This is a genomic window from Alphaproteobacteria bacterium (assembly GCA_018662925.1).
GTDB lineage: Bacteria > Pseudomonadota > Alphaproteobacteria > 16-39-46 > JABJFC01 > JABJFC01.
In genome coordinates this window covers 1-25665 of the sequence record JABJFC010000030.1, presented here as the reverse complement: position 1 = coordinate 25665, position 25665 = coordinate 1, and the positions used below count along the sequence as shown (strand labels likewise).

The following is a 25665-nucleotide window of genomic DNA, read 5'->3' as shown; positions in this document are numbered from 1 at the left end:
AAGACGACCCCGAACCACAGAGTAACTCTTTGTTAACAAAGCTAAAAAATACACTGCAAAAAAAGCTTATATGGAGTCTTCATCGACAAAAAGGCAAGAAGGCGTTTGATGAAACATTGGAAGAATTGATTGATAAGGTTTCCGAGACTTCCAAAGATGAAAACGCCAAACTCCTTGCTAATGCCCTAAGATTAAGAAAACTCAAAACTCAAGATATTATGGTTCCTCGAGCTGATATTGAAGCCGTTTCAGACGCCACAAGTCTAAAAGATCTGATCCCCATTTTTATAGAGAAAGGTTATTCAAGATTCCCCATTTACCATGAAACTCTCGATAATATTCTTGGGATGATTCACATCAAGGACGTGTTTGCTCAGTGGCAGAATCAAGAAGCATTTCAATTGCGACGCATTGTAAGGAAGGTACTTTTCACATCTCCTTCTATGAGACTCCAAGATCTTCTGCTGGAAATGAGACAAACCCGAACACATATGGCTTTGGTAGTAGATGAATTTGGGGGGATCGATGGTCTAATTACCATTGAAGATGTTGTTGAAGAAATTGTAGGAGAAATACAAGATGAGCATGAGTCAGAAGAGTTACCACTGATTATTGACCATCACGACGGTTCCCTCCTTGCAGATGGTCGTCTTCCCATAGAAGATTTTCAAGATAAAACAGGAATTTTGCTCTCGCTTAAGAGTAGTGATATTGATACGATTGGTGGATTTGTTGTCTCGCTGGCTGGACACATGCCGTCTAAGGGAGAAAACATCCAAGATAAGTCTGGTTGTAAGTTTAAAATAATTGAGGCAGACCCTAGACGCATTAAGCGTTTGAAAATCACACTCCCGAAAGGGAAGAAACAAAAACAGGAGACGCGAACAAAAGATGCTCCCTCTCAGAAAACTCAAAGCTAAGTCCTTTCCCATGCTTCGCACTAAGCCAATAATACTCCAACTTTTGACATACTTTAGAGAACTTCCAGAAACAAAGTGCTTTCTGTGGGCCACAGGATTTGGGGCATGTACTGCTCTAAGCCTTCCGCCTATATATGCTCTACCCTTCTTAGTTGTGGGAATTAGTGGTCTGCTTTTGCTCTCTGAAAATATCAAGAAACTAAAGACTGCCCTCTTTACCGGCTGGTTTTTTGGGATGGGATATTATGTCGTAAGCCTCTATTGGATTTCTGCCGCTCTCACCATAGATCTTTCACAGCACATTTGGTTTATTCCACTCTCCCTTGTCGCTCTCCCATCTTATCTCTCAATTTATCCCGCTATTGTCTTAACACTCGTATGTTCAAGCAACAAGCAAGGCCTCTCTCGATTACTTGCCTTCGCGATTTTATGGACAATTGGAGAGTATATACAATCCTTTGCTTTCACTGGATTTCCATGGAGTTTAGTGGGTTATTCGCTCTGCTTTAATACATCCCTTTGTCAAGGAGCAAGCCTTTTTGGAATTTACGGCATGAGCTTTCTTGCCATAACTGTAGGTGGATCATTCTTTTTGTTAGAACCCTCCAGACGGGAAAATGCCTTCGCATTTTTTATGATTCTTGGTCTCATTCTCTCCTTATTCCTTTGGGGAGAATACCGTCTCAGAAACTCATCCGAAGAAAAACCGACGAATACAACTCTACGGCTCGTTCAACCCAATATTTCCCAAAAACTCAAGTGGGATCCCGCGAACAGGCAAGCAAATCTTGAAACGCTCATGACTCTTTCAAAACAGTCTAGTGATCGCCATATAGATGCCATCATTTGGGCAGAAAGTGCTTTCCCATATTCCATAAATGTTGGAGAAAATGAAGAGGAAGTTGGCCGTTATCTTAGTTCCATATTGAAAGAGAATGTTTTCCTTTTTACTGGCGCAAATCTAACGACACTTGCTGAAAATATCCATGATGATCGCGAAGTATGGAACTCTCTAGTGGTTGTAGATTCATTGGGAAAACTACAAGAATCATATGAAAAATCCCACCTCACGCCTTTTGGAGAATACATTCCATGGAGATCTATTATCCAATACTTAGGCCCCGTTTCTAAGGTAACACAAGGAACAAGAGACTTTTCCGAAGGAAAGGGCTTGAAAAGCCTTAAAGTGGGAGATCTGCCTACTTTTAGTCCTCTCATATGTTATGAAGCTATTTTTCCGCGAGAAGTCACGTCAGATGGATCGCGTCCCCAGTGGCTTCTGAATATAACAAATGACGGATGGTATGGAAACTCAACCGGACCCTACCAACACTTTCAAATAGCGAGAGTCCGTGCTATCGAAGAAGGCCTTCCAATGGTTCGGGTTGCTAATACCGGTATCTCAGGTGTCGTCGACGCCTATGGACGTATCAAGGGGTCCCTTCCATTGTCTAAGAAAGGGATCCTCGACATATCTCTTCCCAAGGCCATATCAACACCTCCGGCTTACGCTCGTTGGGGAAATCTCTTTGCTTTGCTGATTATTCTGGGATTATCCGCATTTCTAAAGGGAAGCACTTTCCTTTTTTCAAGAATGAGAAGGCGATAAATGCGCAACTATATTTTTACAAGTGAATCCGTTATGGGGGGCCACCCTGATAAAATATGTGATCGTCTCTCAGATACAATCCTAGATACGTACCTCCAAAAAGACCCCGGGGCCCACGTCGCCGTTGAAACAGCCGTAACAACAAATCGCGTAATCCTAATGGGAGAGGTAAAAAGTAAAGTAAAACTCTCAAACAAAACCATTGAATCTATCGTCCGAAAATGCATTCAAGACATTGGCTATGAGCAACAAGGATTTCATTGGAAGGACATTGAGGTCCAGAACTACCTTCACGACCAATCATCCGATATTGCCCAGGGGGTCGATGCTCATGTAGATCAAAATGGAGACCACCAGGAAGAGGGCGCTGGAGATCAAGGTATCATGTTCGGTTTTGCATGCCGTGATACTAAGGCCTACATGCCAGCCCCTATCTATTATGCCCACAAAATCCTCAGAACCATATCAAACGATATTCACGACAAAAAACTCGCTCAATTGGGCCCCGACGGGAAGTGTCAGATTTCGATCCAATACAAAGATGGAAAACCCCATAAGGCAACAAGCATCGTGCTCTCTATTCAGCATAGTGAAAACCTGAGCCAAGAACAAGTGCGCACATTAGTGCGACCCTACATAGAAAAAGCCCTTCCTGATGGGTGGGTGTGTCCCGATGCTAATATATTCATTAATCCCACGGGCCGCTTTGTCATAGGAGGACCAGACGGGGATGCAGGCCTAACTGGCCGCAAACTCACTGTAGATACATATGGGGGATCTATTCCCCATGGAGGCGGTTCATTTTCCGGGAAGGATCCTTCAAAGGTAGATCGGTCAGCAACATACGCCCTCCGATACCTGGCAAAAAATATCGTTGCCGCTGGTTTGGCAGATAGTTGCACCCTCCAATTATCCTATGGAATCGGGATTTCTCACCCAATCTCACTTTACATAAATTGCCACCATACAGCTAAGATTCCTGAACAGAAAATTCTTGATCTCATTCCAAAACTCATGGACTTATCTCCGCGAGGTATCCGAGACCACCTAAAACTAGACCGACCTATCTATGAACGAACAGCTACGTTTGGGCACTTTGGTCCGGATCCAGATGCCGATGGTGGATTTTCCTGGGAAAGACTAGACTTAGTCGAAAAGTTTAAAGAGATACTGCAGTAGATTTCATTTTTCACAAAAGAATCATGCAGTTATTAGATCAGAATCGTGCCGCAGATGCGATAGTTCCAAAATAAAGAGAAACTAATACAGTGACGTAAACTATTCTTAAAAGAAAATTGAACATAACAAAGCACTTTAAAATAAAAGTATTTGTAGCATTTTTACTTTTCTTCTTCAAGTCTTTTATTTATACAGCATTCCAATCACTTTGACCAACGACTAAAGAAGAGTCCCATTTTCTTTCTCCTCTTGTTTCTGTTGCTTTCTCTACAGCTTTATGACAAAAAACATATACACAAAATCTGGAATTCTCAAAATGAAATACCTACCAAAAATATCTCTTCTTGTTTCAATGCTTATGTCATTGTTTCTCGTTGCGTGTGACGACTCAAACGTTTCTACGGACGATCGTCCTATCGTTGTAGGTATTTCGGCGGATAATCCCCCCTTTGAATTTTATAAAACTGAAGGAAGTTCCCAAGAAATCGTTGGATTTGAAATAGATCTCATAAAAGCCCTTTCAGAAGAAATGGGGCAAAAAATGGAGCTAAAGGATATGGATTTTTCCGGCATTATTCCTGCCCTTCAAGCCGGTAGGATTCAGATGGCCGTTGCAGGATTAGGCCCCTCCGAAGAGCGCAGAAAAAGTGTGGATTTTTCCGAACCCTATTTTTATGTCAAGAATGCTTTGCTGTTTCCAACCGGTTCAGATTTTCCAAATCTCAAGAATTACAAGGGGAAAAAAATAGGTGTACAACTGGGTTCAACACAAGAAAATGCCGTAAAGATTTGGGCAAAAACCCATAAAGGTATTGAAGTCGAAACACGTACAAAACTAGGGGATCTAATTCAAGAGCTTCTTTCAGGGCGCATTGATGGCGCAATTTTCGATGGGACCGCAGCTAGAGCCTATCATAAAGCAAACGAAGCTCAGATTAGCCTCCAAGATATAGATGAAGATAACGGAGAAGGAACCGCCATGGCCTTTCCAAAAGGATCAGACTTAGTCGCCAAGGCAAACCAAGCTCTCTCAGCTCTTCGATCTAAAGGAGTCATCCAAAAGCTGCATGATAAGTGGTTAAAGGTTAACTAAGGCCTTAACATGAAATTAGATTTTGGCCTTGTCCTTCCATCTCTCCCATTTCTTGCTCAGGGCATCCTAGTTACCCTCCAATACACGATTATCTCAATCACGTTTGGATTTATATTAGGCATCATCCTTGCGTTCATGAAAGTATCTCATGTAAGAGGCTTCCAATGGTTTGCAAATGCATATACTTCCATTTTCCGCGGCACGCCTCTCCTCGTCCAGTTAACTCTCTTCTACTTCGCGATACCCCAACTGACCGGGTATCGCATTTCAGCTTTTGAAGCAGGCGTTTTAACATTTTCCCTCAATTCAGGAGCCTATGTTTCAGAAATCATTCGTGCCGGCATTAAAGCCGTTAATAAGGGGCAATTGGAGGCAGCACTTTCTTTAGGGATCCCTTATCCTACAGCTATGAGAGATATTATTCTTCCACAAGCCATTAAAAATATTCTCCCCGCTCTCATCAATGAAATGATTGATCTTCTTAAAGAATCCACCTTGATCTCTGTCATAGGAGAAGCCGATCTTCTGAGGCGTGCCAATATTATTGCTGCTGAAAAATATGTATATTTTGAGCCTCTCATAATGGTCGGTCTTATATACTATGTGATGGTCATGGCCCTTAGTTGGACAGCTAAGAGATTCGAAAGGAGACTCCAGCGCAGTGATTAAGACTCAGCATCTCTCCAAGCGATTTCACGATCTCCACGTTCTCAAAGATATTTCCATTGAGATTCCCAAAGGTCAGGTGGTGGTTATTCTGGGCCCTTCAGGATCTGGGAAATCAACGTTCCTACGTTCCATCAATGTGTTGGAGCAACCTTCCACTGGGAAAGTTGTTCTTGATGGCACTGTTATTAGTGGGCAAGGGTTTGCCTTAGATAAAATCCGTCAAAAAATTGGCATGGTGTTCCAGCATTTCAATCTTTTCCCCCACATGACTGTGCTGCAAAATCTCATGTACGCCCCCATCAAATTGAAGAAGTGGTCGAAAAATAGTTCCGAAAAGAAAGCCTTAGAGCTTTTGAAACGTGTCGGACTCACAGATAAGGCAAATGTTTACCCCTCCAAGCTCTCCGGTGGACAAAAACAACGCGTGGCCATTGCAAGGGCTCTTGCCATGGAACCAGAAATTCTTCTCTTTGATGAACCCACATCAGCCTTGGATCCTGAAATGGTCCGGGAAGTTCTCGATGTGATTAAAAGTCTAGCTCATACCGGCATTACCATGGTTATCGTCACTCATCTGATGGGTTTTGCCCAGGAAGTTGCAGATCGAATTCTCTTTATGGACCATGGAAAAATTATAGAAGATTCGTCGCCTAAGACATTTTTCAAAAAGCCTGAGACTAAGAGAGCAAAAGCTTTTCTCGAGAAAATTCTATAGAAAATGAGACGTTTTTCTTAAAGCTAAGAACGACATGAAAATTGCCCCCATAAGATCGTCTTTTCTGTAATTTCAAATGGTTAAGCCCGACTCAGTTTCCACGGATGTTAAAATAGTCTTGGCTAATTTTCCATGGGCGTTATTTCAGTCAGAAAAAGGAGGCCAGATTACGCCGCTTTTTCCAAAGCCGTCTTTTTTATAGCCTCAAGATCCTCACCTGCAGCCTTGAGCTTATTTAGACTATCCTCTGTAACTCTATTGGCAAAAGCATTTAAAAAACTATCAAATGCACAATACTTTCTTAGCCACTTGTCTTGGAACATCATTTCCTTTTCCCCATATTCCCAAGTTTCTATAGGGGCCTCGTTGTGTTGAATAAATACTTCCAGCTTATCGAGGGCCTTCACAAATTTGCTTTCATAAGAATCCTGACGTTCATAGTCCATCCAAATCTCAAATAGCTCCTCACCATTTCCATCCCCAAGCAGATCCTTTATTCGTGTCATTCCCTCTAACTCAGCTTGCTCTTTCCTTTTCTTTGCCTCTGATGTCTGAGCTTCCATAACAGGAATATCACCAGCGATAGCTTCTGGTAGATCATGCACGATGGCTATTTTTAAGCACTTTAAAACATCCACAGGTTGATCCAATTGGTGAGCATAACGCAAAACCATTAAACTAAGCCGCCATGTATGCTCTGCCACACTCTCGTGACGGCCATCTGAAAGCCAGCTGTGCCGCATTTCCGTTTTCAAATTTTCAGCGATCGCCAGAAATTTGATCTCCTTATCAAAATCTATTTCTTGTGGCATGTCACAAATCCCTTCCCTATTTCCAACATACTATAATTTCTGTATTCACTGAGTTTGCAATAAAACATTCTTGATGGGCACGTGTATGGAGCTCTTCAATGATTTCTCTTGCAGGAACAGCCCCCTCTCCAAAAGTGATTTCAGGACATAACTTAATTTTTGTTATGGACATTTTACCCATTTCATTTTTTTCCAACGTTCCAACAGAGACATCATGATATCGATGAACAGGGTATCCCTTCTGGCTACACAAAAACAAAAACGTAAGCATATGACAGCTGGCAATTGAAGCAACAAAGGCTTGTTCCGGATCTACGCATTGTGGGTTCCCTAAAAATGTTGGGGCTGCCGAAGCCTCAACAACCTGCCCATTTTCAAAAATCCACTCATGATCCCGAGAATAGGTCTTTGCATTGGTGGGATGCTTGCTCATTTTCCAATTGGTCGTAACTTTATGCTCAGACATGGGAACTCCTATTTATTTTTCGTATGGTGGAAGCGTATGACCCATTGGTGAAAGAGTGAATATCTCTGCCCCCTCTTTGGTAACACCAATACTGTGCTCAAATTGAGCCGATAGCGATTTATCACGCGTCACAGCGGTCCATTTGTCTTCAAGAATCTTAACATGATATTTTCCAGCATTGATCATAGGCTCAATGGTAAAGAACATCCCTTCCTCTAGGACAAGGCCTTCACCTTTTTGGCCAAAGTGCAGGACAGTTGGAGCCCCATGGAAAAACGTTCCCAATCCATGACCACAAAAATCCCGAACAACAGAATATCGCTGGCTTTCAGCACAGCTTTGGATCGCTTCTCCCACATCGCCAAGAGTTGCCCCAGGCTTAACAGCTTCTATCCCACGCATCATAGACTCATAGGTTACTTCAACGAGTCGCCTAGCCTTAATAGGAACGTTTCCAACATAAAACATGCGACTGGTATCGCCATACCAACCATCTAAAATAACCGTCACATCGATGTTGATAATGTCGCCCTTAATGAGTGTCTTTGGTCCAGGAATCCCATGGCACACTACGTGATTTATAGAGGTACAGATGGATTTAGGAAATCCGCGATAGTTTAAGGGTGCCGGAATAGCCTTACGGTCTGTAATAAAATCATGACACAAAGTGTTGAGCTCTTCTGTCGTAATTCCAGGCACAACATGAGGTGTAATATAGTCCAATGTTTCCGCTGCCAGGCGACCTGCCTTTCGCATTCCCTCAAAATCTGCCTCATCATGGAGGATTATGTCTTCGTCAATATTCATTTAAATTCCACATTATAATTCAACCGGTAGCATTCTATTAAGAACAATCTCATCGGGAGTCACTCTACAGTCCGCGGCTAGAAGTTCAACCCCAAACCGCGCTGCTTTATCCAGGGTGTCTCCGTATACAGGATCAAGATCTCTTGCGGGACTAAAAGACTTACAGTCGTCCCGTTGGATAATATAAACCATCACAGATCTATCTCCCGCATCCACCATAGCCATAAGTTCGTTCAAGTGCTTTGTCCCACGAGATGTCACTGAGTCAGGAAATTCAGCACGATGCCCCCGCTTTAAATGCACATTTTTAACTTCCACAAAGCATTTTGAACCATCTTCTTTTGATAAAAGAATATCTATACGTGAATTCTGGCCATATTTAACTTCTCGCTTTATCGAGTCATACCCCTGCAGGTCCGTAAAGAACCCTGACAAAATTCCCTCTTCCGCAAGACCATTGGGAAGAGAAGTATTGACTCCTACCATGGTGCCATCTGTCTCAACTAATTCCCACGTATATTTTAATTTTCTATCCGGATTCTGAGCCGGACTGACCCAGACTTTGTTTCCTTCCTCTAAGAGGTCCAACATAGCCCCCGAATTGGCACAGTGGGCCGTAATAATTTTTCCAGAAGTCAGTTCAATATCTGCCATAAATCGTTTATAACGACGAATGAGATGCCCAGTAAGGAGTGGTGCTTTGAATTTCATCGAAGTATACTACCCTACGTTCAATGAGTAAGAAAGACCTATGACAAAATTCAAAAGTTTCCGCGAGAATCCCACGGCATGTGTCCTTATTATTGGGAATGAAATTCTGTCAGGACGCACCCCAGATGAAAATGTGCAATACATTGGCAAAGGACTTGCTGACCTTGGAATCTATCTGCAAGAAGTAAGAATAATTCCAGATATTGATGAAACAATTATAGAGACCGTTCGAGAGGTAAAAGAAGACTATAACTATGTTTTTACCACTGGAGGCATTGGCCCAACCCATGATGACATTACAGCAGCTTGCATTGCTGAAGCCGTTGACCTCCCCTTAGAATACAATGAAGAAGTCCTCAGGCGCCTTGAAGAGCACTACGGCGATGATCTGACCGATTCACGAAAAAAGATGGCTCAGATGCCAGTCGGAGCTATTTTAATCAATAATCCGGAAACAACTGCTCCAGGGTTCCAGATCGAAAATATTTTCGTTCTCGCAGGTGTCCCTTATATCATGCGCAGTATGTTTGAGGCGCTGATTCCAACACTTGAACGTGGCAGTAAAGTTTTTTCACGCACTATCAACTGTTTCCTAGCCGAAGGCATCGTTGCAAAACCGCTAACGGAATTACAAAAAAAACACTCCCACATAGACATAGGAAGCTATCCTTTCTATTTACCAGAAGGCCATGGAACAAGTCTGGTAGCACGTGGTATTCATGAAGAGTTGTTAGATGAAATTGCCAGTGAACTTAGTGATCTCATCTCCGACTGCGGGGCTCTTCCTTTTACAGAAACGCCAGAAGAATTTGCCGAACAACAGAAAAATTTAGACACAAGTAAAATGGAGCCTCTCCCAAAGAAAAGAAAGTTCAGAAAGCGACCTTCCAAATTCGTTATGATTGGGTGTACGGCTCTCATCATCCTCGGCGTCTTGCTGATTATGAACTTGCCTAGCCCCTCCGATACAATTAGAAAAACGGTAGAATGTACTGGCATGCTTAAAAAATAGGAAGACTTTACGATTTCCAAATCTACGCTGCGCGTCTTTCATCTATGTCATGTAACATGACCTGGGGGTATTTATAAGTAATCCAAAGGAGGATAAATATACCAGGAAGAGCTGCTGCCATAGCAATGGAGAAAAAAGTTATCCAATCATTGACTTGATCAGCAAGCCATCCACCGATGCTCGCAAGAGGGGTTCCCAAATACCAAAGGGAAGACAAAAGTGCGTATTGAGTCCCAGTGTACGAACGATTGCAAAGAAGTAATAAATAGGAGGTAAATGCAATAATAACCATTCCCCCTGTGACGTTTTCAAGGGCAATCGCTAGGTAAAAAATCTCTAGATTGTACCCAACTTGAGCGAGAACAATCATCATGTAGTTGGAAATCAGATGAAGAATGCTACAGAATAAAAGGGCTCTCATCTGCCCAATCTTCTTTAGGGCTAGTCCACCCATAAAGCCGCCGACGATCGTAGCAAATACACCAAAAAATTTAGTGACATTTGCAATATCTATCTTGGAAAAACCAATACTTAAATAAAACACGTTGGCCATATTATTAATGAGATTATCCCCAAGCCTAAAAATAAGAACAAAAAGAAAAATCCAAAGCCAACCCTTTCTTTTTGAAAAATCAGTAAGGGGGCCTAAGAAAGCCCCGTAGCACCAAACCATAATTCGTGTCGATAATCCTCTTGAACGTCCACGCTGATTCAAATAATTGAGTGCACGCTCCTGCCTCTCCTTCATGGCATCTGTCAAAATTGATTTTGGTTCAGCATTAAAAAGAATCGCCATGGATGAAATACCAACACAGATCGCCATAAAGACATAAGTCCAGAACCAGCCGAAGTAAGCGGCTAAATAGAGAGCTCCAGCACCACCTATAATCGCACCAATCCTGTACCCAAAAACGTTGATTGCAACACCTGCCACATGATGTTTTTTATGGAGGAGTTCGATTCGAAACGCGTCTACAACCACATCTTGACTTGCCCCAAAAAAGGAGACCAACACCATAAAAAATGCCATTGTCAAAAGATCGTTTTGAGGTTCTATAGATCCAAGACCGACAAGAGAAACCATTAAACAAGCTTGTAATAGAAGTGCCCAACTTCGCCGATGTCCAAACCTCTTTGCTAAAATGGGAAGACGAACGTGGTCTAGAAATGGAGCCCATGTAAACTTCAGCGCATTAGGAAGACATGCCAGCGCCAGGAGTCCTATGGTTGTCTTATCAATGCCAGACTCGCTAAGCCAAACCTGCGACGTAGCCATAATCAACACAAAAAGCAGTCCACCTGGAAGCCCCAAAAGCCCAGCTGAAACCACATGAGGATGAAAGAAGTTTTTCAACTTTTCTAAATATTCCACCAAGTACTATCTCTCAAACACTACCGCCATTACTGCTTCTCTATTGCTACTAGCACTTATACTCCCAAAAGTCATTAAATTTCCCCTTATTTATAAAGAAAAGGTGAAATGTAAAGCATTAAAAATGATTTAAGACAAGAAAAGTACAAACTAAAACTCTCCCAGCGAAATGCTATTAAAATTCGAAAAATTAGGAAATCACCTATAATAAGAACTAAAATTCCTACAGGACCGCTCTTAGGCTTTTTGCTTTATTTATTCTGAATGATAAGTGGTTGTCTCATAGTACCGCTTGTAAGCTCTTACACTAAAGGGAATCGTAATAAGATAAACAATACCCATGATGGAAAGGGTAACCCATGGGATCGTTACAAGTGCCCCCACAAAAAACACCACCAACAATAAGAGAGGCAAAACGTGCTTTTGCTTAATGCGTCTGCTTTTAAGGGAAAAAGTGGGGATTTGGCTGATCATGAGCAAGGCTCCAACAACTGTGGAAATGCCCATGGCAACACTCGGCACCCAATATTTCACCTCTGGCTCAAGTGTCATTATCAGAGGTAAAAGAGCCAAGACCGCACCAGCAGGGACTGGAACGCCTCGGAAAAATTGGGCCGGTAATTTCTCGGTGCCTTCAATATCCAATGTATTAAATCTTGCCAACCTTAAAGCACAACAAATGGCAAACAAAAGAGCAATTCCCCATCCAATTCTGCCAAAATTTTGAAGCGTATGAAGATACAGTATGATTGCCGGTGCAACGCCAAAACTCACAAAGTCTGACAAGGAATCAAGTTCACCTCCAAAGCGCGTTGAAGCATCTAGATAGCGCGCAACACGCCCATCCATAGTATCAAAAATGATAGCGACAAAAATGGCGATGACTGCAAATTCCCACTTATCCATAAGGGCAAAGCGGATGCCGTTCAAACCAGCACACAAAGCCGTCAGTGTAAGAATATTCGGGATGAGACGATGAATGGCGAGTTCCTTGAGACGCCTTTCCTTTAAACGTGCTAGGGGTTTTCCTTTTAAGACGGTCTTTTTCACTTAACGCACAGCTCCAATAATTCGATTCTTCGGTAATTTCCCCTGACAATTCGCCAAGACTGTTTCACCTGCCGTTGCAGTTTGCCCCACACAGACCAGTGATTCAACACCCTTTGGCAAGTATACATCCACTCGACTCCCAAATCTGATCATGCCAAATCGTTGACCCGTTTTCACACTGCCATCCTCATTGACATAGCAAAGTATTCTCCGGGCAATAAGCCCTGCGATCTGAACAAACGCTATATCAGTACCATCATCTAGATCCAAGGCAAACATTTGCCTCTCATTGTGTTCGCTAGCCTTATCTAAAGAGGCATTAAAGAACTTTCCTGCATGATAGTGTATTTTCTTAATAACACCTCCAATGGGTATTCTGTTCACATGAACATCAAAGACATTCATGAAAATACTGATTCTGACACGTTTTCCTTCCATACCCAGCTCTTTTGGTGGAGAGACGATCCGTATCATCTGCACCACCCCATCGGCTGGACTAACAACCAATCCTTCGTGACAAGGCGTCACACGCTCCGGATCACGAAAGAAATAAACACACCAGAGGGTCAATACAATTCCGACAAATCCCAGAAAATCTGAAAGCAACCACAAAGCAAAGGCTATGACAGAAAAAATGGCAATAAAAGGCCAACCTGCCCGATTAATGGGAACAAATATGGATTGTAACGTTTCCTTCGTACTCATGCTTCCTCAATTATTATTCAGAACATGAAACTTATAGACTGATTTTTAACGAAACGAAAGAAAGTTTTATTGGATAAAAAAGGACAACTCACTTTTACAATACCCATTTCAAATCTATTACTCAAAACTTTACCTTGTACAAAACCCTTAAAGTTGGCTATACCCTAGGTAACATTTAGGAAAGTATGTTTTAAATATGGCTTCTTTGCTCGCAACTATTAATGCTTCATCTTATGCTATTTGCAAACGCATAGCGAAGCACTATATACGGAAACATCGCACACGGATTTTCTTTGCCTTTCTTTTTATGGCAATTGCCGCTGCGGGTACAGCTGCTTGGGCCAAGTTACTAGAACCCATTATCAATGACATCTTCCTGAAAAAAGATGAAACGATGCTTTATCCCGTTGCCTTAACCATATTGCTCGTTTTTGCCGGTCGGGGCGCTGCTATGTATGGTGAATCCATTTGCATGAGCTTTTTAGGAAACCGTTTGATTGCCGATCTCCAGCGGGATCTCTTTGCTTCTCTTCTGAAAAACGATCTAGCCTTCTTTCAAAATCATCCATCCGGAGAACTTATGTCACGATGTGTCAACGATGTGGGCATTATGCGACAACTGGTTTTCTTCATACTCAATGCCGTTGGGAAGTACTTTATCACGATTATTTTTCTAATCGGCATCATGTTTTATCAAGACTGGCTGTTAGCTTCAGTGGCCTTTCTTGTCTTCCCCACAACAATTTATCCTATCGTGCGTATTGGAAAACGCGTACGGAAAAACACCAATAAGACTCAAATTGAAGTGGCCAGCCTTATGACCCTTCTCTCACAAGTCTTTCAAGGGGCTCGACTCGTCAAAGCGTATGGCATGGAAACTTATGAAAAAAGCCGACTATCCGACCTTGCCGAATCTATTTTTAAATTTTCCTATAAGCAAACGCGTATTAGATCTATTGCCTCACCAATTATGGAAACCATTGGCGGACTTGCCATCGTAACGGTCATCATTTATGGAGGCATACAAGTCATAAACGGTGCACGCACCCCTGGAGCCATCTTCTCCTTTATCACAGCCCTTTTACTAGCCTATGACCCCATCAAAAGACTTGCGACTCTCAACGCTAACCTGCAAGAGGGTCTCGCCGCTGCCGTCCGTGTTTTTGAAGTTATGGATGTGGAACCCACGATTAAATCTCTACCACAAGCAAAAACACTATCCGCACCCAAGGGATATATTGAATTTAAAAATGTCTCTTTTTCCTATAATAAGGGACATGAGAAAGCCCTCGACAATATCTCACTCCAGATTCCAGCAGGAAAAACCATTGCCTTGGTTGGTCCGAGTGGTGGGGGCAAATCGACTCTCTTAAATCTGATCCCCCGATTTTATGATGTTCAGCAAGGAGAAATTTCAATTGATGGGATGCCCGTTAACAAGGCTACTCTATCTTCTTTGCGAGGTAACATTGCTCTCGTTAGCCAAGAAATCATGCTGTTTGACGACACAGTCAAAGCAAATATTGGCTATGGAAAGGTTGATGCAACAGATGACGAAATTGTTTCTGCTGCCAAAAGCGCAGCCGCCCACGATTTCATAGAATCACTCCCCCAAGGATACGATACCTTCGTGGGGGAACAGGGTGTGAAGCTTTCGGGAGGCCAACGCCAGCGCCTGGCCATTGCACGTGCCTTGCTTAAAGATGCCCCCATCCTTTTGTTGGATGAAGCAACTTCTGCACTGGATACCGAATCGGAACGAAAAGTTCAAAAAGCATTAGAAACTCTTCAGAAGGGGCGCACATGCCTTATCATTGCCCACAGACTTTCCACCATCGTTGATGCAGATGTGATTTGTGTCCTCAAAGATGGACAAATTGTTGAACTGGGAAGGCACAAAGAACTTTTGAAGCAAGAAGGCGTCTATGCAACTCTCTGTGAAATGCAATTTTCTCAAAATGGAATAGGGACAGAAGAGTCTGACCTAACGGGTACCTATGTCTAATGGCTAAATGGGCTTTATGAAACACACAATCAAACAGATTCTCAAGCATCCCATCACCCAAGCAATTCTAGCGTGGGTTTGTGCTCAGTATTTACGCGTGGTGTTTTGGACATGCCGGTGGCAATATGTTGGGGAAGAGTTTCCAAATACATACTGCGCAGATAATCGCCCTTTCATCACCTGTTTTTGGCACAATCGCTTGATGATGCTTGCCTATGCTTGGCGCTGGAAAAGACCATTTCACATGCTCATTTCCTCCCATCCCGATGGCAAACTCATTGCAAAGGTCATGGGACATGTTGGCATTAAAACACTAGCCGGCTCCTCGACCCGAGGCGGGACAGCAGCCCTCCGAAACATGCTAAAAATTTTAAAATCTGGCGGCACAACAGGCATTACTCCCGATGGTCCAAAAGGACCACGGTTTATAGCAAAAGATGGCATTGTGAATATGGCATATCTTGCAAAAGCCGATATTTTACCCGTGGCCTTTTCTGTTTCTCGTCACAAACTATTTAACACATGGGATCGTTTTCTTTGGGCAAAACCCTTTGGCAAAGGCATCTTCCTATGGGGGGCCCCTATTCCTCATCCAAAGACGAATTCCAAAGCAGAATTTGAAAAAACGAGAAAACAGATTGAACGAGAACTTATCAATATATCTGAACGGGCTGATCAGTCTTGCAATGTGACTGGAGTAGCCGCATGAAGCCCGTCATACGACTCTATCGATTTGTTGTTTTTCTTTTAAGTCCCATTCTGTGGAGCGTGTTTCTATGGCGCAAATTCATTGGAAAAGAAGATAAAAAACGCTTCAAAGAAAGGAAAGGAATTCCTTCTCTTGAAAAACCTTCCGGACACCTCATATGGATTCACGCAGCAAGTGTGGGGGAATCACTCTCGATCCTTTCCTTAATAAATCGCCTCTTAGAAATTCGCCCAACATGCCATATTTTGCTGACAACAGGGACTGTCACTTCTGCAGCTCTGATGAAATCTCGACTTCCCGACCGCGCCTTTCATCAATACATACCCATCGATCGTGTCCGTTATGTGCGACGATTTTTGCGGCATTGGCGACCAAATCTAATCCTGTGGGTAGAATCTGAATTGTGGCCAAATTTAGTCCATGAATCTCACGACTATGGTGTGCCTATGGTGCTCGTAAATGCGCGCCTTTCAGATAGATCCTTCAAAGGATGGCGCCGTTTTAAATTCTTTGCTGAGGATCTCCTGCAGTGCTTTAAAATATCTCTCGCCCAATCCAAGGAAACGGCTCAAAAGCTCAAGGCCCTTGGGGCTCAACATATTCGCGTCCCCGGAAATTTAAAATTTGGTGCGGCCCCTCTTCCTGTCGACCCAGAAGCCCTGGCACACATGAATTCAACCATTGGAAAACGGCCCGTATGGCTCGCCGCCAGTACCCATGAAGGGGAAGAAGAGCAAATTGCAGCAACCCACCTCGCTTTAAAAAAAGAAATCCCACACCTCCTAACTCTCATTGTGCCCCGCCATCCAGAACGGGGCATTTTCATCCAAGATACTCTTTCTAGTATGGGTTTATCTGTAGCCTTACGCTCAGACCAGAAGGACATCCTTCCCGATACGGACATCTACGTCGCCGATACCCTTGGAGAACTGGGGCTATTTTATAGATTATCCCCCATTGTGTTTATGGGAGGTTCTTTGGTTCCAACAGGGGGCCATAATCCGTTAGAACCAGCCATGCTTGACTCTGCCTTGCTCTGGGGGCCACACACTCACAATTTCAGAGACATGATTGAAAAATTCCATCAAGAAAATGCTGCAATTTGTGTAAACAGTTCAGAAGAACTTGCCAAAGAGCTTCGCATGCTTTTTAGTGATGCTAGTGCAGTTCGGACGCTTGAAACGGCTGCTCGGAATGTGGCGAAATCTGAAAATGATGTTTTAGACAGGGTCATTCTTGACATAGAACCCTATTTACCTAAAACAGGTGATTCTATTATTTCCTATAGGCTATAATCATATGCGCACCCCCTCATTTTGGTATAGGAACACAGGTCCCTTTCATAGATTATGTGGATTTCTTTTGAGTCCATTATCCAATTTGTATGGCCAATGCCACCAGGCTAGAACATCTTCTACAACTCCGGTAGATCTTTCAATTCCCATATTTTGTATCGGAAATTTAATTCTCGGGGGAGCTGGTAAAACCCCAACTGCCATCGCCATTGCAACCCAAATGAAAGAACTTGGCTTGAATGTTCACTTTCTTTCCCGCGGCTATGGTGGTGCCTTAAAGGGGCCCCTCAAGGTAGATCCACAGATTCATAGCTCCAGGCAAGTAGGAGACGAACCACTCCTTTTATCCCAAACAGCCCCCACTTGGATTTCCCGTGATCGGGTTCAAGGGGCCAAAAAGGCCATGGAAGCAGGTGCCGACGTAATTGTCATGGACGATGGCTTCCAAAATAACTCCCTTCAAAAGGATTGTTCTTTTGTCGTTATTGACGGTTTGAACGGCTTTGGAAACATGCGCCTCTTTCCAGCTGGCCCTTTGCGCGAACCACTTCAGGAGGGGCTCAAAAGAGCCCAAGTGGCAGTAATTGTTGGTGAAGATAAGCAAAACGTTCAGCAATACCTCAAAAGAAACCACCCGGATCTTCCCATTCTCGAAGCAATTCTTGTGCCCGAGCTAGCCAAAACACCCGCCTGTTTCCCAAAAAAATTCATTGGATTTGCTGGTATTGCCTTTCCTAAAAAGTTTTTCAAGACCCTTGAATCATTGGGAGGGAAAGTCGTTGAAACCCATTCCTATAGCGACCACCACCAATACAGAAAGCGTGAACTTTCCTTCTTGAAAAAGCGCTCCAGGAAAGAGAAAGCCTGTTTGATCACAACGGAAAAAGACTTCTTTCGGCTTCCCAAAAAGCATCAAAAGGGGATCTTTCCTCTTCCCATAAGATTGGAGTGGAAAAGCATCTCGCAAAGAAAGTGGTTGAAGGAACTTATTTTGTCATATGAAAATGAAACAGCTTCTGAAAATTAAAACTTATTTGGGCTACTTCCTAGCAGCCATTCCCGCTTATCTCCTCTACGGGTTCTTTTGGGCACTCCCCCTTGCTTGGTCTTCTGCTGTGGGCGGAAAACTCGCTCGATTCGTAGGGCCTAAACTGCCCGTAACCAATAGAGCCTATAGCAATTTACGGAAGGCTTTCCCAAAAAAATCCCAGCAAGAACTTGCTCGTATTGTCCCTAACATGTGGGAAAATCTTGGACGATTTTGTGGCGAATTTCCTCATCTCCCTCGCATTCTAAGCAACCCAAAATATACCACAGTTACCGGAACAGAGTATATTGAGCTTTTGATGAATGATGGCAAACCGGGCATATTTTTTTCTGGGCACGTGGGAAATTGGGAGCTTGGTGCCCTTTCCATCATGCGATACGGGTTCCCCCTTCACGTTGTTTATCGAAGTGCCAACAATCCTCTCATTGACTGGCTCATACGTTTTTCACGCACCAAAGCCAGTAATTTGACTTTCGTTCCAAAAGGACCCGAGGGGGCAAAAAAACTGCTAAAAGCCCTCAAACAGGGACAGCATCTAGGTTTGTTATTGGATCAGAAAATGAATGATGGCATTTCCGTTCCCTTTTTTGGAAAAGAAGCTATGACGGCCCCCGCTGCCGCACAATTTGCCCTAAAATACGATACCCCTCTCGTTCCCATTTTTGTAGAACGTCTTCAGGGGCCCAAATTTCACATCGTGATTTATCCACCCCTTGAGATCAAAAAAACTGGGAATCAGGAACAAGATGTCCTCAGAATCATGGAACAAGTAAACGAAACTCTTGAGCAATGGATTCGCAAGCATCCTGGCCAATGGCTCTGGCTTCATAATCGCTGGAAGTAAAAAGTTCTCTAGATCAGTTGCTGCAAAATCCCTTCACAAAGGGGAGCAGATATATCTATTTTGTTGCTTTCATGGGGAACTGTATTGCAAGTAACAATTCTCTCTGCCCCTGCACTCTTTAACTTTTTAAAGGCATCCCCGGCAAAAATTCCATGGACTCCAATACAAACTGCCGGGTGAAATTTTTCTTTTTTTAACTCTTGAAGTGAAGCTATCATCGTCGTTGCTGTCGAAATAATATCGTCCACCAGAACGGGAGTATGGTCTTTATAAGCTGCCAGATCGGGAAAAGTGAGTTCTATTGTTCTATCTCCCAAACGCGTTTTTTCCAAAACGATATTAGGAGCGTCAAGGGCATCTGCAATCTGCACAACCCACTGCTTGCTTTCTTCATCCGGCCCTATAAGCAATGGGTTGTCTACTTGTGATCCAATCCATTCCACAATCGAATCTGCAGCTGAAACAACCGAGTTGGGAATTGAATAAATTTCATCTAATGTTTTATGCCGATGGAGATGAGGATCCAAGGTTACAAGCCAATCGAAATATTTAGAAATCAGCCCCGCAAAACAATTAGATGTAACAGCTTCCCCCGGACGAAATCTCTTGTCTTGCCTCATGTATGCCAGATAAGGAGCAACCAACCCAATGCTTCTCGCCCCCAACTCTTTCACAGTATCCGAGAAAAATAGAAGAGGTAATATTTTTTCATCAGGTTGATCCAAGCTATCAACAACCACAATATCCCGCCCCTTCACATTCTCTTCGACCCTAAGATAGGTCTCCCCATCAGGAAATCTCCGTCTAAGAATTTTTCCTCGATCAGCCTCAAGCCCTTTCGCCACCGAATCTGCAAGTGTGTTCTCTTCAAATAAGCTAAAGATGAGAGGCTTCATTCACCTGCCTCCACTTGAATAATCTCGGGGATTTGGTCTAGTAGGGAAAGTGCATAGCTCAATTCACCTTTAGATTCTGCATGAATTGTTACGAGGGGTTCCCCTTTATCAACTAACGTTCTCAGAGGCACATGTAATTCCACACCCGCAGCTTTATCGTGGGGGGCCCCCGCAAGTTTCGCCAAACGAGCCAATTGCCTATTATTTATATTAGCAACACATCCTCTCTGCGGAGAGAGGATAGAGTGGGTGTACTTGGCTACAGGAGGCTCTCGAAGTCCCCCCTGAGCTTCACAAATTTTTTGAAACTTTTCAAAAGCCTTCCCACTTTCTAGAATATCTTCGGCAATCTTTCTGCCTTCCCCCACTGCCACTTTTGGAGAAAATTCCAGGATATTCCCTGCTAAAATCAAAGCTCGCTCTCTCAAATCTTGAGGCGCTTCTGATTTATTTTGCAGAACGGCCAAAATATCCCATGCCTCCAAAGCCGGCCCAATTCCACGCCCTACTGGCTGGGATCCATCCGAGAGGATAATAGAGAGATTTAAGCCTATTTTCTGGGCAACCACTTGAAATAAGTGCTCTAAGGTATGGGCCATTTCGAATGAGCGCACTTTAGCTGTCGGACCGACCGGAATATCGATAAGAACATGAGTAGAACTTACGGATATTTTCTTGGAGAGCATTGAGGCTACCAATTGCCCTTCGCTATCCAGATCCATGGCTCTTTCAACACCAATTAAGATGTCATCTGCAGGACTTAAAGAAACGGAACCACCCCATACAATACAGCCTTGTTCCTGCTCTACCACACGCTTCATAGCTTTTAAATCCAAATCCACCGGAGCCAACGTCTCCATGGTATCAGCCGTTCCCGCTGGGGATGTAATGGCTCGGGAAGAAGTCTTCGGCATCGTAAGTCCAAATGCCGTAACAATAGGTACTATAATAGGCGTCGTGCGATTTCCTGGAAGTCCTCCGACACAATGTTTATCAACAACCGTATCTACTGACCAAGTTAATTTTTGGCCACCTTCTATCATTGATTCCGTAAGACTTGTAACTTCTTGTTCATTTAACCGTCCACCGGCACATGCTGTTAAAAAGGCCGCGATGTGTATATCTGAATATCGCCCCAGTGCAATGTCTCCAATGATACTCTTGATTTCGTCTTTTTTTAAGCTATTCCCGTAAATTTTTGACCGAACAAAACTTAAAGATTGCAAAGGATTTGGATGGGACAATTGGACGGGATCGCCATCATTTGCCCCCAATAACTCCCAGGCATAATTTGACAGAGAAGCTTCTCCCTGCTGCAGCAAATCTCCCTCCAGTGTGTTTAAGGTCGCCAAAATGCTCTTGCCCCCTAGCGTCACTCTTACACGAGCATGCACCTCAAATCCTTCTGAGCGACACATGTGGCAATCGGTACGTAAATAAATGACGGCCTCTTTATAGGTATCTATGCCCAAACGCTTTAACTGCAAAAGATTGCTACCCTGTGTCACGCCAAAGTTTCCTTATCCATGTATTTTGGAATATAACAGCTCCATCCCAAATCTGTCTCAATATGTTCTTTCAAACTTTGTGAGGCCTCCAGCTCCCCATGGGTAATAAATACTTTTTTAGGAGCCCTTTTGAAATTTCGCAACCAGTGAAGTATTTCCTCATAATCTGCATGCGCGGAAGTATTCGTTAACTTTTCGACCCGTGCCCGGACAGGAAAATATTCACCATGAATTTTGATTTCTGTGCAGCCAGAAAGTAATTTTTCTCCCCTGGTTCCAGCAGCTTGAAACCCTGTTAACAAAATCGTATTTCGCTCTTGGGGAGCAAATACCTTTAGGTGATGTAGGATGCGTCCTCCTACGGCCATCCCACTGGCAGAAATAATAATTTTGGGAAAAGCTATTGCATCAATAGACTTTGACTGCTCAACACTATTTGTGCACATCGCTACCTTACAAACTTCTCTACACTCTGCATCAGTTAAACGATGATCCTTAGCGTGACGACACAAAAGTTTGGTCGCATTTATGGCCATTGGACTATCAAGAAAGACAGGTAAATCTGGGATTAATTTCTCGGACTTCAGTTTAAAAATATAATACAAGAGGCTCTGGGCACGCCCCACAGCAAAAGAGGGAATTAAAATTGTCCCCCCTCGACTTGCTGTCTCGTTAATGATCTGTTTTAGTTTTTCCTCTGGATCAATGACATCATGAACATGATTCCCGTATGTTGACTCTAGAATCAAATAGTCCGCCCCTAAAATTCTTTCAGGGGCACGCATCAAAGGATCATCAAATCTCCCCAAATCCCCCGTGAACAAAACTTTTTTCTTTCCAACTTGCACTTGGACAAGAGACGCTCCTAATATATGGCCTGCTGGAAACCAGGTGACGGATCCTCCGGGAACAAGTGGATACGGTTTTCCAAAATCTATTTTTTTAAACTGCTTAAGGGCAGTCTCCCCGTCCTCACGCGTGTAAAGTGGAAGGGCTGGATGGTGTTTGCTGTATCCGTACTTGTTAGCGCGTCGGGCTTCTTCTTCGTGCAGATACCCACTGTCCGGCAGCAAAATTGAACTTAAGTCAAATGTAGCCGCTGTCGCGTAAATTGGTCCTGCAAAACCATTCTTAACCAAAAGAGGCAAATATCCCGTATGATCAATGTGAGCATGGGTGATCAAAACGGAATCAATCGACTTTGGATCCACTGGCAACGGAGCCCAGTTGCGCAGCCGTAGTTCCTTCTGACCTTGGAACAAGCCGCAATCAACAAGCACCTTTTGCTTGCCAATAGTCAATAAATACTTAGATCCTGTGACAGTTCTTGTGGCCCCCAGAAAAGTAAGCTCCATAAAAGTCTCCCATAACCTTCATACATTTCCAGGATAGCCTAAACACTAGAAAATAACTACTGGGATATACCCATGACGAGCAAAAAGTGGAGTCTGACAAGAGGCCTACTTTGGCCCCAAAACCATAACCATTTGGCGACCCTCTAATTTGGCAGCGGCTTCAATCTTACAAAGTTCCTCTAGATCAGCAGAGATGCGTTTTAGAAGCTGAATTCCAAACTCCCGATGGGACATTTCACGGCCTCTGAATCGAAGTGTTACTTTTACCTTATTCTCGTCACCAAGGAATTCTTTCATTTTCCGAAGCTTGATTTGATAGTCGTTCTCCTCAATGCCCGGACGGATTTTAATTTCCTTAAGTTCAGTAATTTTTTGCTTCTTCTTAGCTTCAGCTTTACGCTTTTGCGCTTGAAACTTGTACTTTCCGTAATCCAAAATCTTACAGACAGGAGGCTCTGCATGGGGAGAAATCTCCACCAAATCGAGACCTTCCTCGTCTGCCTTCTTGAGCGCTTCCTCAAGGGTATATACCCCCAGAGCTTCCCCATCGTGATTAATTAAACGTACTTCTTTTGCGTTAATCTTTTCATTTACCCGTGGACCAACTTCTTTGGGGCCCGAGGGACGTTGAAATGTTCTAGCGATGTTCGTATTCCTTTTACTATTAAACCAATTTATACAACCGACGAAACCGCCTCAGGAGCAGATCCAGACGACGGTTGATCGTTTCTATCAAGTGGAGACTTTGCCTCCTCCACTAGTTTATCAATTGCTTCCCCTAAGGCAAGCACTTCTTGATCCTTTTGACCTAAGCGACGAATAACAACCTGACGATCTTCCATTTCGCGCTTCCCTACAATCAGGATAACCGGGACTTTTTGCAGGCTATGCTCTCGCACCTTGTAGGAAATCTTTTCATTTCTGAGGTCTGCTTCTGCCCTGATGCCCAAAGCCTTAAGCTTCTCTAGAATTTCCGCACCATACCCATCACTTTCAGAGGTAATCGTTGCAATGACGACTTGTGTAGGCGCCAACCACAGTGGGAACTTACCCGCATAATGCTCTATAAGCACCCCTATAAAACGTTCAAAAGAACCCAAAATAGCCCGATGAAGCATCACTGGATAATGCTTTTCACCATCTTCGCCAACATATGTGGCGCCTAACCGTTCAGGTAGCACAAAGTCCACTTGCAAAGTTCCTAGCTGCCATTCACGACCGATGGCATCCTTTAAAACAAACTCCAACTTGGGGCCATAAAAGGCGCCTTCTCCTGGGTTCATGGTATAATCAAGCCCTGCTGCTTCAACTGCGTCTTTTAAAGCCTTTTCTGCCTTATCCCACACTGCATCTGAACCGGCACGCACTTTTGGACGATCCGAAAACTTAACCCGTACGCTTTCAAAGCCAATATCCTTATAAACACTCAATAGCAAATCACAGAAAGTCTTGCTTTCTTCCGTAATCTGCTCGCGGGTACAAAAGACATGTGCATCATCTTGAACCATGGCCCGCACCCGCATGATCCCCTGTAAAGATCCCGAGGGCTCATCCCGATGACAGCATCCAAATTCGGCAAACCGAATGGGAAGGTCCCGATAGCTTTTGGTGCCCTTCTTGAAAATCTGAACATGGCAGGGACAGTTCATGGGCTTTAAGGCATAAACCCGATCATCAGCCTTGACGGTGAACATGTTTTCCCGAAATTTGTCCCAATGCCCCGAAGCTTCCCATAAAGAGCGGTCCACAAGTTGGGGCGTATTGATTTCCTGATAGCCAGCTTTAGAGATCTTCCGACGGATATACTCTTGTAGCGTCGTATATATGGTCCAGCCCTTGGGGTGCCAAAAGACACAGCCAGGGGCTTCCTCTTGCAGATGAAATAGATCCATCTCTCGCCCCAAGCGACGGTGATCACGCTTTTCAGCCTCTTCCAATTGAAACAAATATTGTTTCAATTGCTTGTCGTTAGCCCAAGCCGTTCCATAAATACGTTGCAGCATTGGATTGTTGGAATCCCCACGCCAATAGGCGCCCGCCAACTTCATCAGCTTAAAGGCCTTGCCCACGCTACCCGTTGATGGCAGATGGGGGCCCCGACACAAGTCCATAAAATTACCCTGGCGATAGAAGGTAATATCTTCTTCTCCGGGAATATCCTCGATGATTTCAGCCTTAAAGGCTTCGCCCATTTCTTTAAAGAATTGCACGGCTTCTTTGCGATTCCAGACTTCTCGGATGATCTCTTCATTGCGATCGACAATTTTCCCCATGCGCGCTTCGATCTTTTCCAGATCCTCGGGCGTAAAGGCCTTTTCCCGGTAAAAATCGTAATAGAAACCATTCTCGATGGATGGACCAATGGTGACTTGGGTCTCCGGATAAAGCTCTTTCACGGCCTCGGCCATGACGTGAGCCGCATCGTGACGTATGAGATCAAGTCCCTCTTCTGAATCCCGCTTTACAATTTCGATCTGGACATCTTGCTCTAGTGGTCGTGTCAAATCCCACAGAACACCATTGACGCGAACTGCCACTGCTTCTTTGGCCAAAGATTTACTGATGGAGGCAGCTACTTCTGCCCCAGTAACCGCTTTCTCAAACGACCGACTCGTTCCATCGGGAAACGTCACCTTAATCATAATATTACTTGGCTCATACCGTAATTAAAAAGTTGATGCAATTCTATGCACTTTCCCGCTAAGGTCAAGGAAATACTGCCATAGGGCCAAAAATCGTAAATAAACCCTAGATCCGAGATAGAGAAACAAAAAAGCTCTGAGTACGAGGAAATAGCTGGAAAAGGAGAGAAAAAGGGTTACACTCTTTAGGTGAAAACGTAACCCCTTCTTAAGAAATATTATTATGAAGCTAGCATCATTTTC

22 protein-coding genes and 1 pseudogene are annotated in these 25665 nt (G+C 43.6%); 11 read left to right on the top strand and 12 right to left on the bottom strand.

Annotated features, from left to right (window positions below):
• Positions 1-68 precede the first annotated feature (68 nt).
• The 5 genes and pseudogenes from HOL16_02295 (at position 69) to HOL16_02275 (ending at position 6185) form a co-directional block, all read left to right on the top strand.
• A complete protein-coding gene (locus tag HOL16_02295; GenBank protein ID MBT5389524.1) occupies positions 69-920 on the top strand; it encodes an HlyC/CorC family transporter in 852 nt (283 codons plus the stop codon).
• Entirely contained in the window at positions 892-2529 is a 1638-nt protein-coding gene (gene lnt / locus HOL16_02290; protein ID MBT5389523.1) for an apolipoprotein N-acyltransferase, read from the top strand. The genes HOL16_02295 and lnt overlap by 29 nt, the downstream gene beginning before the upstream one ends.
• Positions 2530-3708, top strand: coding sequence for a methionine adenosyltransferase (locus tag HOL16_02285; protein ID MBT5389522.1), 1179 nt, complete (start codon positions 2530-2532; stop codon positions 3706-3708).
• A gap of 316 nt (positions 3709-4024) precedes the next feature.
• Positions 4025-5470 (top strand): annotated as a pseudogene (locus tag HOL16_02280) (ABC transporter substrate-binding protein/permease).
• The gene (locus HOL16_02275) at positions 5463-6185 is read left to right on the top strand and encodes an amino acid ABC transporter ATP-binding protein (protein MBT5389521.1); all 723 of its coding nucleotides are present in this window, start codon (positions 5463-5465) and stop codon (positions 6183-6185) included. Before HOL16_02280 ends, HOL16_02275 begins: the two are co-directional and overlap by 8 nt.
• A gap of 167 nt (positions 6186-6352) precedes the next feature.
• On the opposite strand, the gene HOL16_02270 is transcribed toward HOL16_02275, so the two are convergent.
• Genes HOL16_02270 through sfsA form a run of 4 tightly spaced genes read right to left on the bottom strand, consistent with a single transcriptional unit; the run spans position 6353 to position 8981 of the window.
• Positions 6353-6997, bottom strand: a complete 645-nt coding sequence (locus tag HOL16_02270) for an HD domain-containing protein (protein MBT5389520.1) — start codon at positions 6995-6997, stop codon at positions 6353-6355.
• 16 nt (positions 6998-7013) lie between these two features.
• Positions 7014-7463, bottom strand: coding sequence for an OsmC family peroxiredoxin (locus HOL16_02265; protein ID MBT5389519.1), 450 nt, complete (start codon positions 7461-7463; stop codon positions 7014-7016).
• Between the two features lie 12 nt (positions 7464-7475).
• The gene (gene map / locus HOL16_02260; protein MBT5389518.1) at positions 7476-8270 is read right to left on the bottom strand and encodes a type I methionyl aminopeptidase; all 795 of its coding nucleotides are present in this window, start codon (positions 8268-8270) and stop codon (positions 7476-7478) included.
• Between the two features lie 12 nt (positions 8271-8282).
• Positions 8283-8981 carry a DNA/RNA nuclease SfsA gene (gene sfsA, locus HOL16_02255; protein ID MBT5389517.1) on the bottom strand — a complete coding sequence of 233 codons (699 nt, stop codon included), beginning with the start codon at positions 8979-8981 and terminating at the stop codon, positions 8283-8285.
• 40 nt (positions 8982-9021) lie between these two features.
• Here sfsA and HOL16_02250 point away from each other — a divergent pair, with 40 nt between their 5' ends.
• On the top strand, positions 9022-9993 hold the full coding sequence (locus tag HOL16_02250; GenBank protein ID MBT5389516.1) for a competence/damage-inducible protein A: 972 nt from the start codon (positions 9022-9024) through the stop codon (positions 9991-9993).
• 22 nt (positions 9994-10015) lie between these two features.
• On the opposite strand, the gene HOL16_02245 is transcribed toward HOL16_02250, so the two are convergent.
• From HOL16_02245 to HOL16_02235, 3 genes are all read right to left on the bottom strand, one after another.
• On the bottom strand, positions 10016-11365 hold the full coding sequence (locus HOL16_02245) for an MFS transporter (GenBank protein MBT5389515.1): 1350 nt from the start codon (positions 11363-11365) through the stop codon (positions 10016-10018).
• Between the two features lie 255 nt (positions 11366-11620).
• Complete coding sequence (gene pssA, locus HOL16_02240; protein MBT5389514.1) at positions 11621-12415, bottom strand: CDP-diacylglycerol--serine O-phosphatidyltransferase; 795 nt, start codon at positions 12413-12415, stop codon at positions 11621-11623.
• Entirely contained in the window at positions 12416-13120 is a 705-nt protein-coding gene (locus tag HOL16_02235; protein MBT5389513.1) for a phosphatidylserine decarboxylase, read from the bottom strand. It lies immediately after the preceding gene.
• Positions 13121-13316: 196 nt separating this feature from the next.
• On the opposite strand from HOL16_02235, the gene HOL16_02230 reads away from it, so the two are divergent.
• The 5 genes from HOL16_02230 to HOL16_02210 are packed head-to-tail and all read left to right on the top strand — an operon-like array spanning position 13317 to position 19021.
• Complete coding sequence (locus HOL16_02230; protein MBT5389512.1) at positions 13317-15125, top strand: ABC transporter ATP-binding protein; 1809 nt, start codon at positions 13317-13319, stop codon at positions 15123-15125.
• Positions 15126-15141: 16 nt separating this feature from the next.
• Positions 15142-15834 (top strand): lysophospholipid acyltransferase family protein, encoded by a 693-nt coding sequence (locus tag HOL16_02225; GenBank protein MBT5389511.1) that lies wholly within the window; start codon positions 15142-15144, stop codon positions 15832-15834.
• On the top strand, positions 15831-17129 hold the full coding sequence (locus HOL16_02220; protein ID MBT5389510.1) for a 3-deoxy-D-manno-octulosonic acid transferase: 1299 nt from the start codon (positions 15831-15833) through the stop codon (positions 17127-17129). Before HOL16_02225 ends, HOL16_02220 begins: the two co-directional genes overlap by 4 nt.
• A gap of 4 nt (positions 17130-17133) precedes the next feature.
• Positions 17134-18156: a tetraacyldisaccharide 4'-kinase gene (locus HOL16_02215; protein ID MBT5389509.1), complete on the top strand. Its 1023-nt coding sequence runs from the start codon at positions 17134-17136 to the stop codon at positions 18154-18156.
• A complete protein-coding gene (locus tag HOL16_02210; protein MBT5389508.1) occupies positions 18134-19021 on the top strand; it encodes a lauroyl acyltransferase in 888 nt (295 codons plus the stop codon). The genes HOL16_02215 and HOL16_02210 overlap by 23 nt, the downstream gene beginning before the upstream one ends.
• 8 nt (positions 19022-19029) lie before the next feature.
• Here HOL16_02210 and HOL16_02205 read toward each other — a convergent pair whose 3' ends face one another.
• The 5 genes from HOL16_02205 to thrS form a co-directional block, all read right to left on the bottom strand.
• The gene (locus tag HOL16_02205) at positions 19030-19917 is read right to left on the bottom strand and encodes a ribose-phosphate pyrophosphokinase (protein ID MBT5389507.1); all 888 of its coding nucleotides are present in this window, start codon (positions 19915-19917) and stop codon (positions 19030-19032) included.
• The gene (locus tag HOL16_02200) at positions 19914-21404 is read right to left on the bottom strand and encodes a thymidine phosphorylase family protein (protein MBT5389506.1); all 1491 of its coding nucleotides are present in this window, start codon (positions 21402-21404) and stop codon (positions 19914-19916) included. The genes HOL16_02205 and HOL16_02200 overlap by 4 nt, the downstream gene beginning before the upstream one ends.
• A 17-nt stretch (positions 21405-21421) precedes the next feature.
• The gene (locus HOL16_02195) at positions 21422-22780 is read right to left on the bottom strand and encodes an MBL fold metallo-hydrolase (protein ID MBT5389505.1); all 1359 of its coding nucleotides are present in this window, start codon (positions 22778-22780) and stop codon (positions 21422-21424) included.
• A 105-nt stretch (positions 22781-22885) separates the two neighbouring features.
• Positions 22886-23425, bottom strand: a complete 540-nt coding sequence (locus HOL16_02190; protein MBT5389504.1) for a translation initiation factor IF-3 — start codon at positions 23423-23425, stop codon at positions 22886-22888.
• A 29-nt stretch (positions 23426-23454) separates the two neighbouring features.
• Positions 23455-25422 carry a threonine--tRNA ligase gene (thrS, locus tag HOL16_02185; GenBank protein ID MBT5389503.1) on the bottom strand — a complete coding sequence of 656 codons (1968 nt, stop codon included), beginning with the start codon at positions 25420-25422 and terminating at the stop codon, positions 23455-23457.
• Between the last annotated feature and the right edge of the window lie 243 nt (positions 25423-25665).

Excerpts from the sequence above, each read along its gene's own strand:
- HOL16_02215 (MBT5389509.1), top strand. The coding sequence starts at position 17,134 with ATGCGCACCCCCTCATTTTGGTATAGGAACACAGGTCCCTTTCATAGA.
- HOL16_02205 (MBT5389507.1), bottom strand. The coding sequence starts at position 19,917 with ATGAAGCCTCTCATCTTTAGCTTATTTGAAGAGAACACACTTGCAGAT.
- HOL16_02225 (MBT5389511.1), top strand. The coding sequence starts at position 15,142 with ATGAAACACACAATCAAACAGATTCTCAAGCATCCCATCACCCAAGCA.
- HOL16_02195 (MBT5389505.1), bottom strand. The coding sequence starts at position 22,780 with ATGGAGCTTACTTTTCTGGGGGCCACAAGAACTGTCACAGGATCTAAG.
- HOL16_02235 (MBT5389513.1), bottom strand. The coding sequence starts at position 13,120 with ATGAGTACGAAGGAAACGTTACAATCCATATTTGTTCCCATTAATCGG.
- HOL16_02210 (MBT5389508.1), top strand. The coding sequence starts at position 18,134 with ATGAAACAGCTTCTGAAAATTAAAACTTATTTGGGCTACTTCCTAGCA.
- HOL16_02250 (MBT5389516.1), top strand. The coding sequence starts at position 9,022 with ATGACAAAATTCAAAAGTTTCCGCGAGAATCCCACGGCATGTGTCCTT.
- HOL16_02220 (MBT5389510.1), top strand. The coding sequence starts at position 15,831 with ATGAAGCCCGTCATACGACTCTATCGATTTGTTGTTTTTCTTTTAAGT.
- HOL16_02270 (MBT5389520.1), bottom strand. The coding sequence starts at position 6,997 with ATGCCACAAGAAATAGATTTTGATAAGGAGATCAAATTTCTGGCGATC.
- sfsA (MBT5389517.1), bottom strand. The coding sequence starts at position 8,981 with ATGAAATTCAAAGCACCACTCCTTACTGGGCATCTCATTCGTCGTTAT.
- HOL16_02230 (MBT5389512.1), top strand. The coding sequence starts at position 13,317 with ATGGCTTCTTTGCTCGCAACTATTAATGCTTCATCTTATGCTATTTGC.
- lnt (MBT5389523.1), top strand. The coding sequence starts at position 892 with ATGCTCCCTCTCAGAAAACTCAAAGCTAAGTCCTTTCCCATGCTTCGC.
- HOL16_02265 (MBT5389519.1), bottom strand. The coding sequence starts at position 7,463 with ATGTCTGAGCATAAAGTTACGACCAATTGGAAAATGAGCAAGCATCCC.
- HOL16_02285 (MBT5389522.1), top strand. The coding sequence starts at position 2,530 with ATGCGCAACTATATTTTTACAAGTGAATCCGTTATGGGGGGCCACCCT.
- thrS (MBT5389503.1), bottom strand. The coding sequence starts at position 25,422 with ATGATTAAGGTGACGTTTCCCGATGGAACGAGTCGGTCGTTTGAGAAA.
- map (MBT5389518.1), bottom strand. The coding sequence starts at position 8,270 with ATGAATATTGACGAAGACATAATCCTCCATGATGAGGCAGATTTTGAG.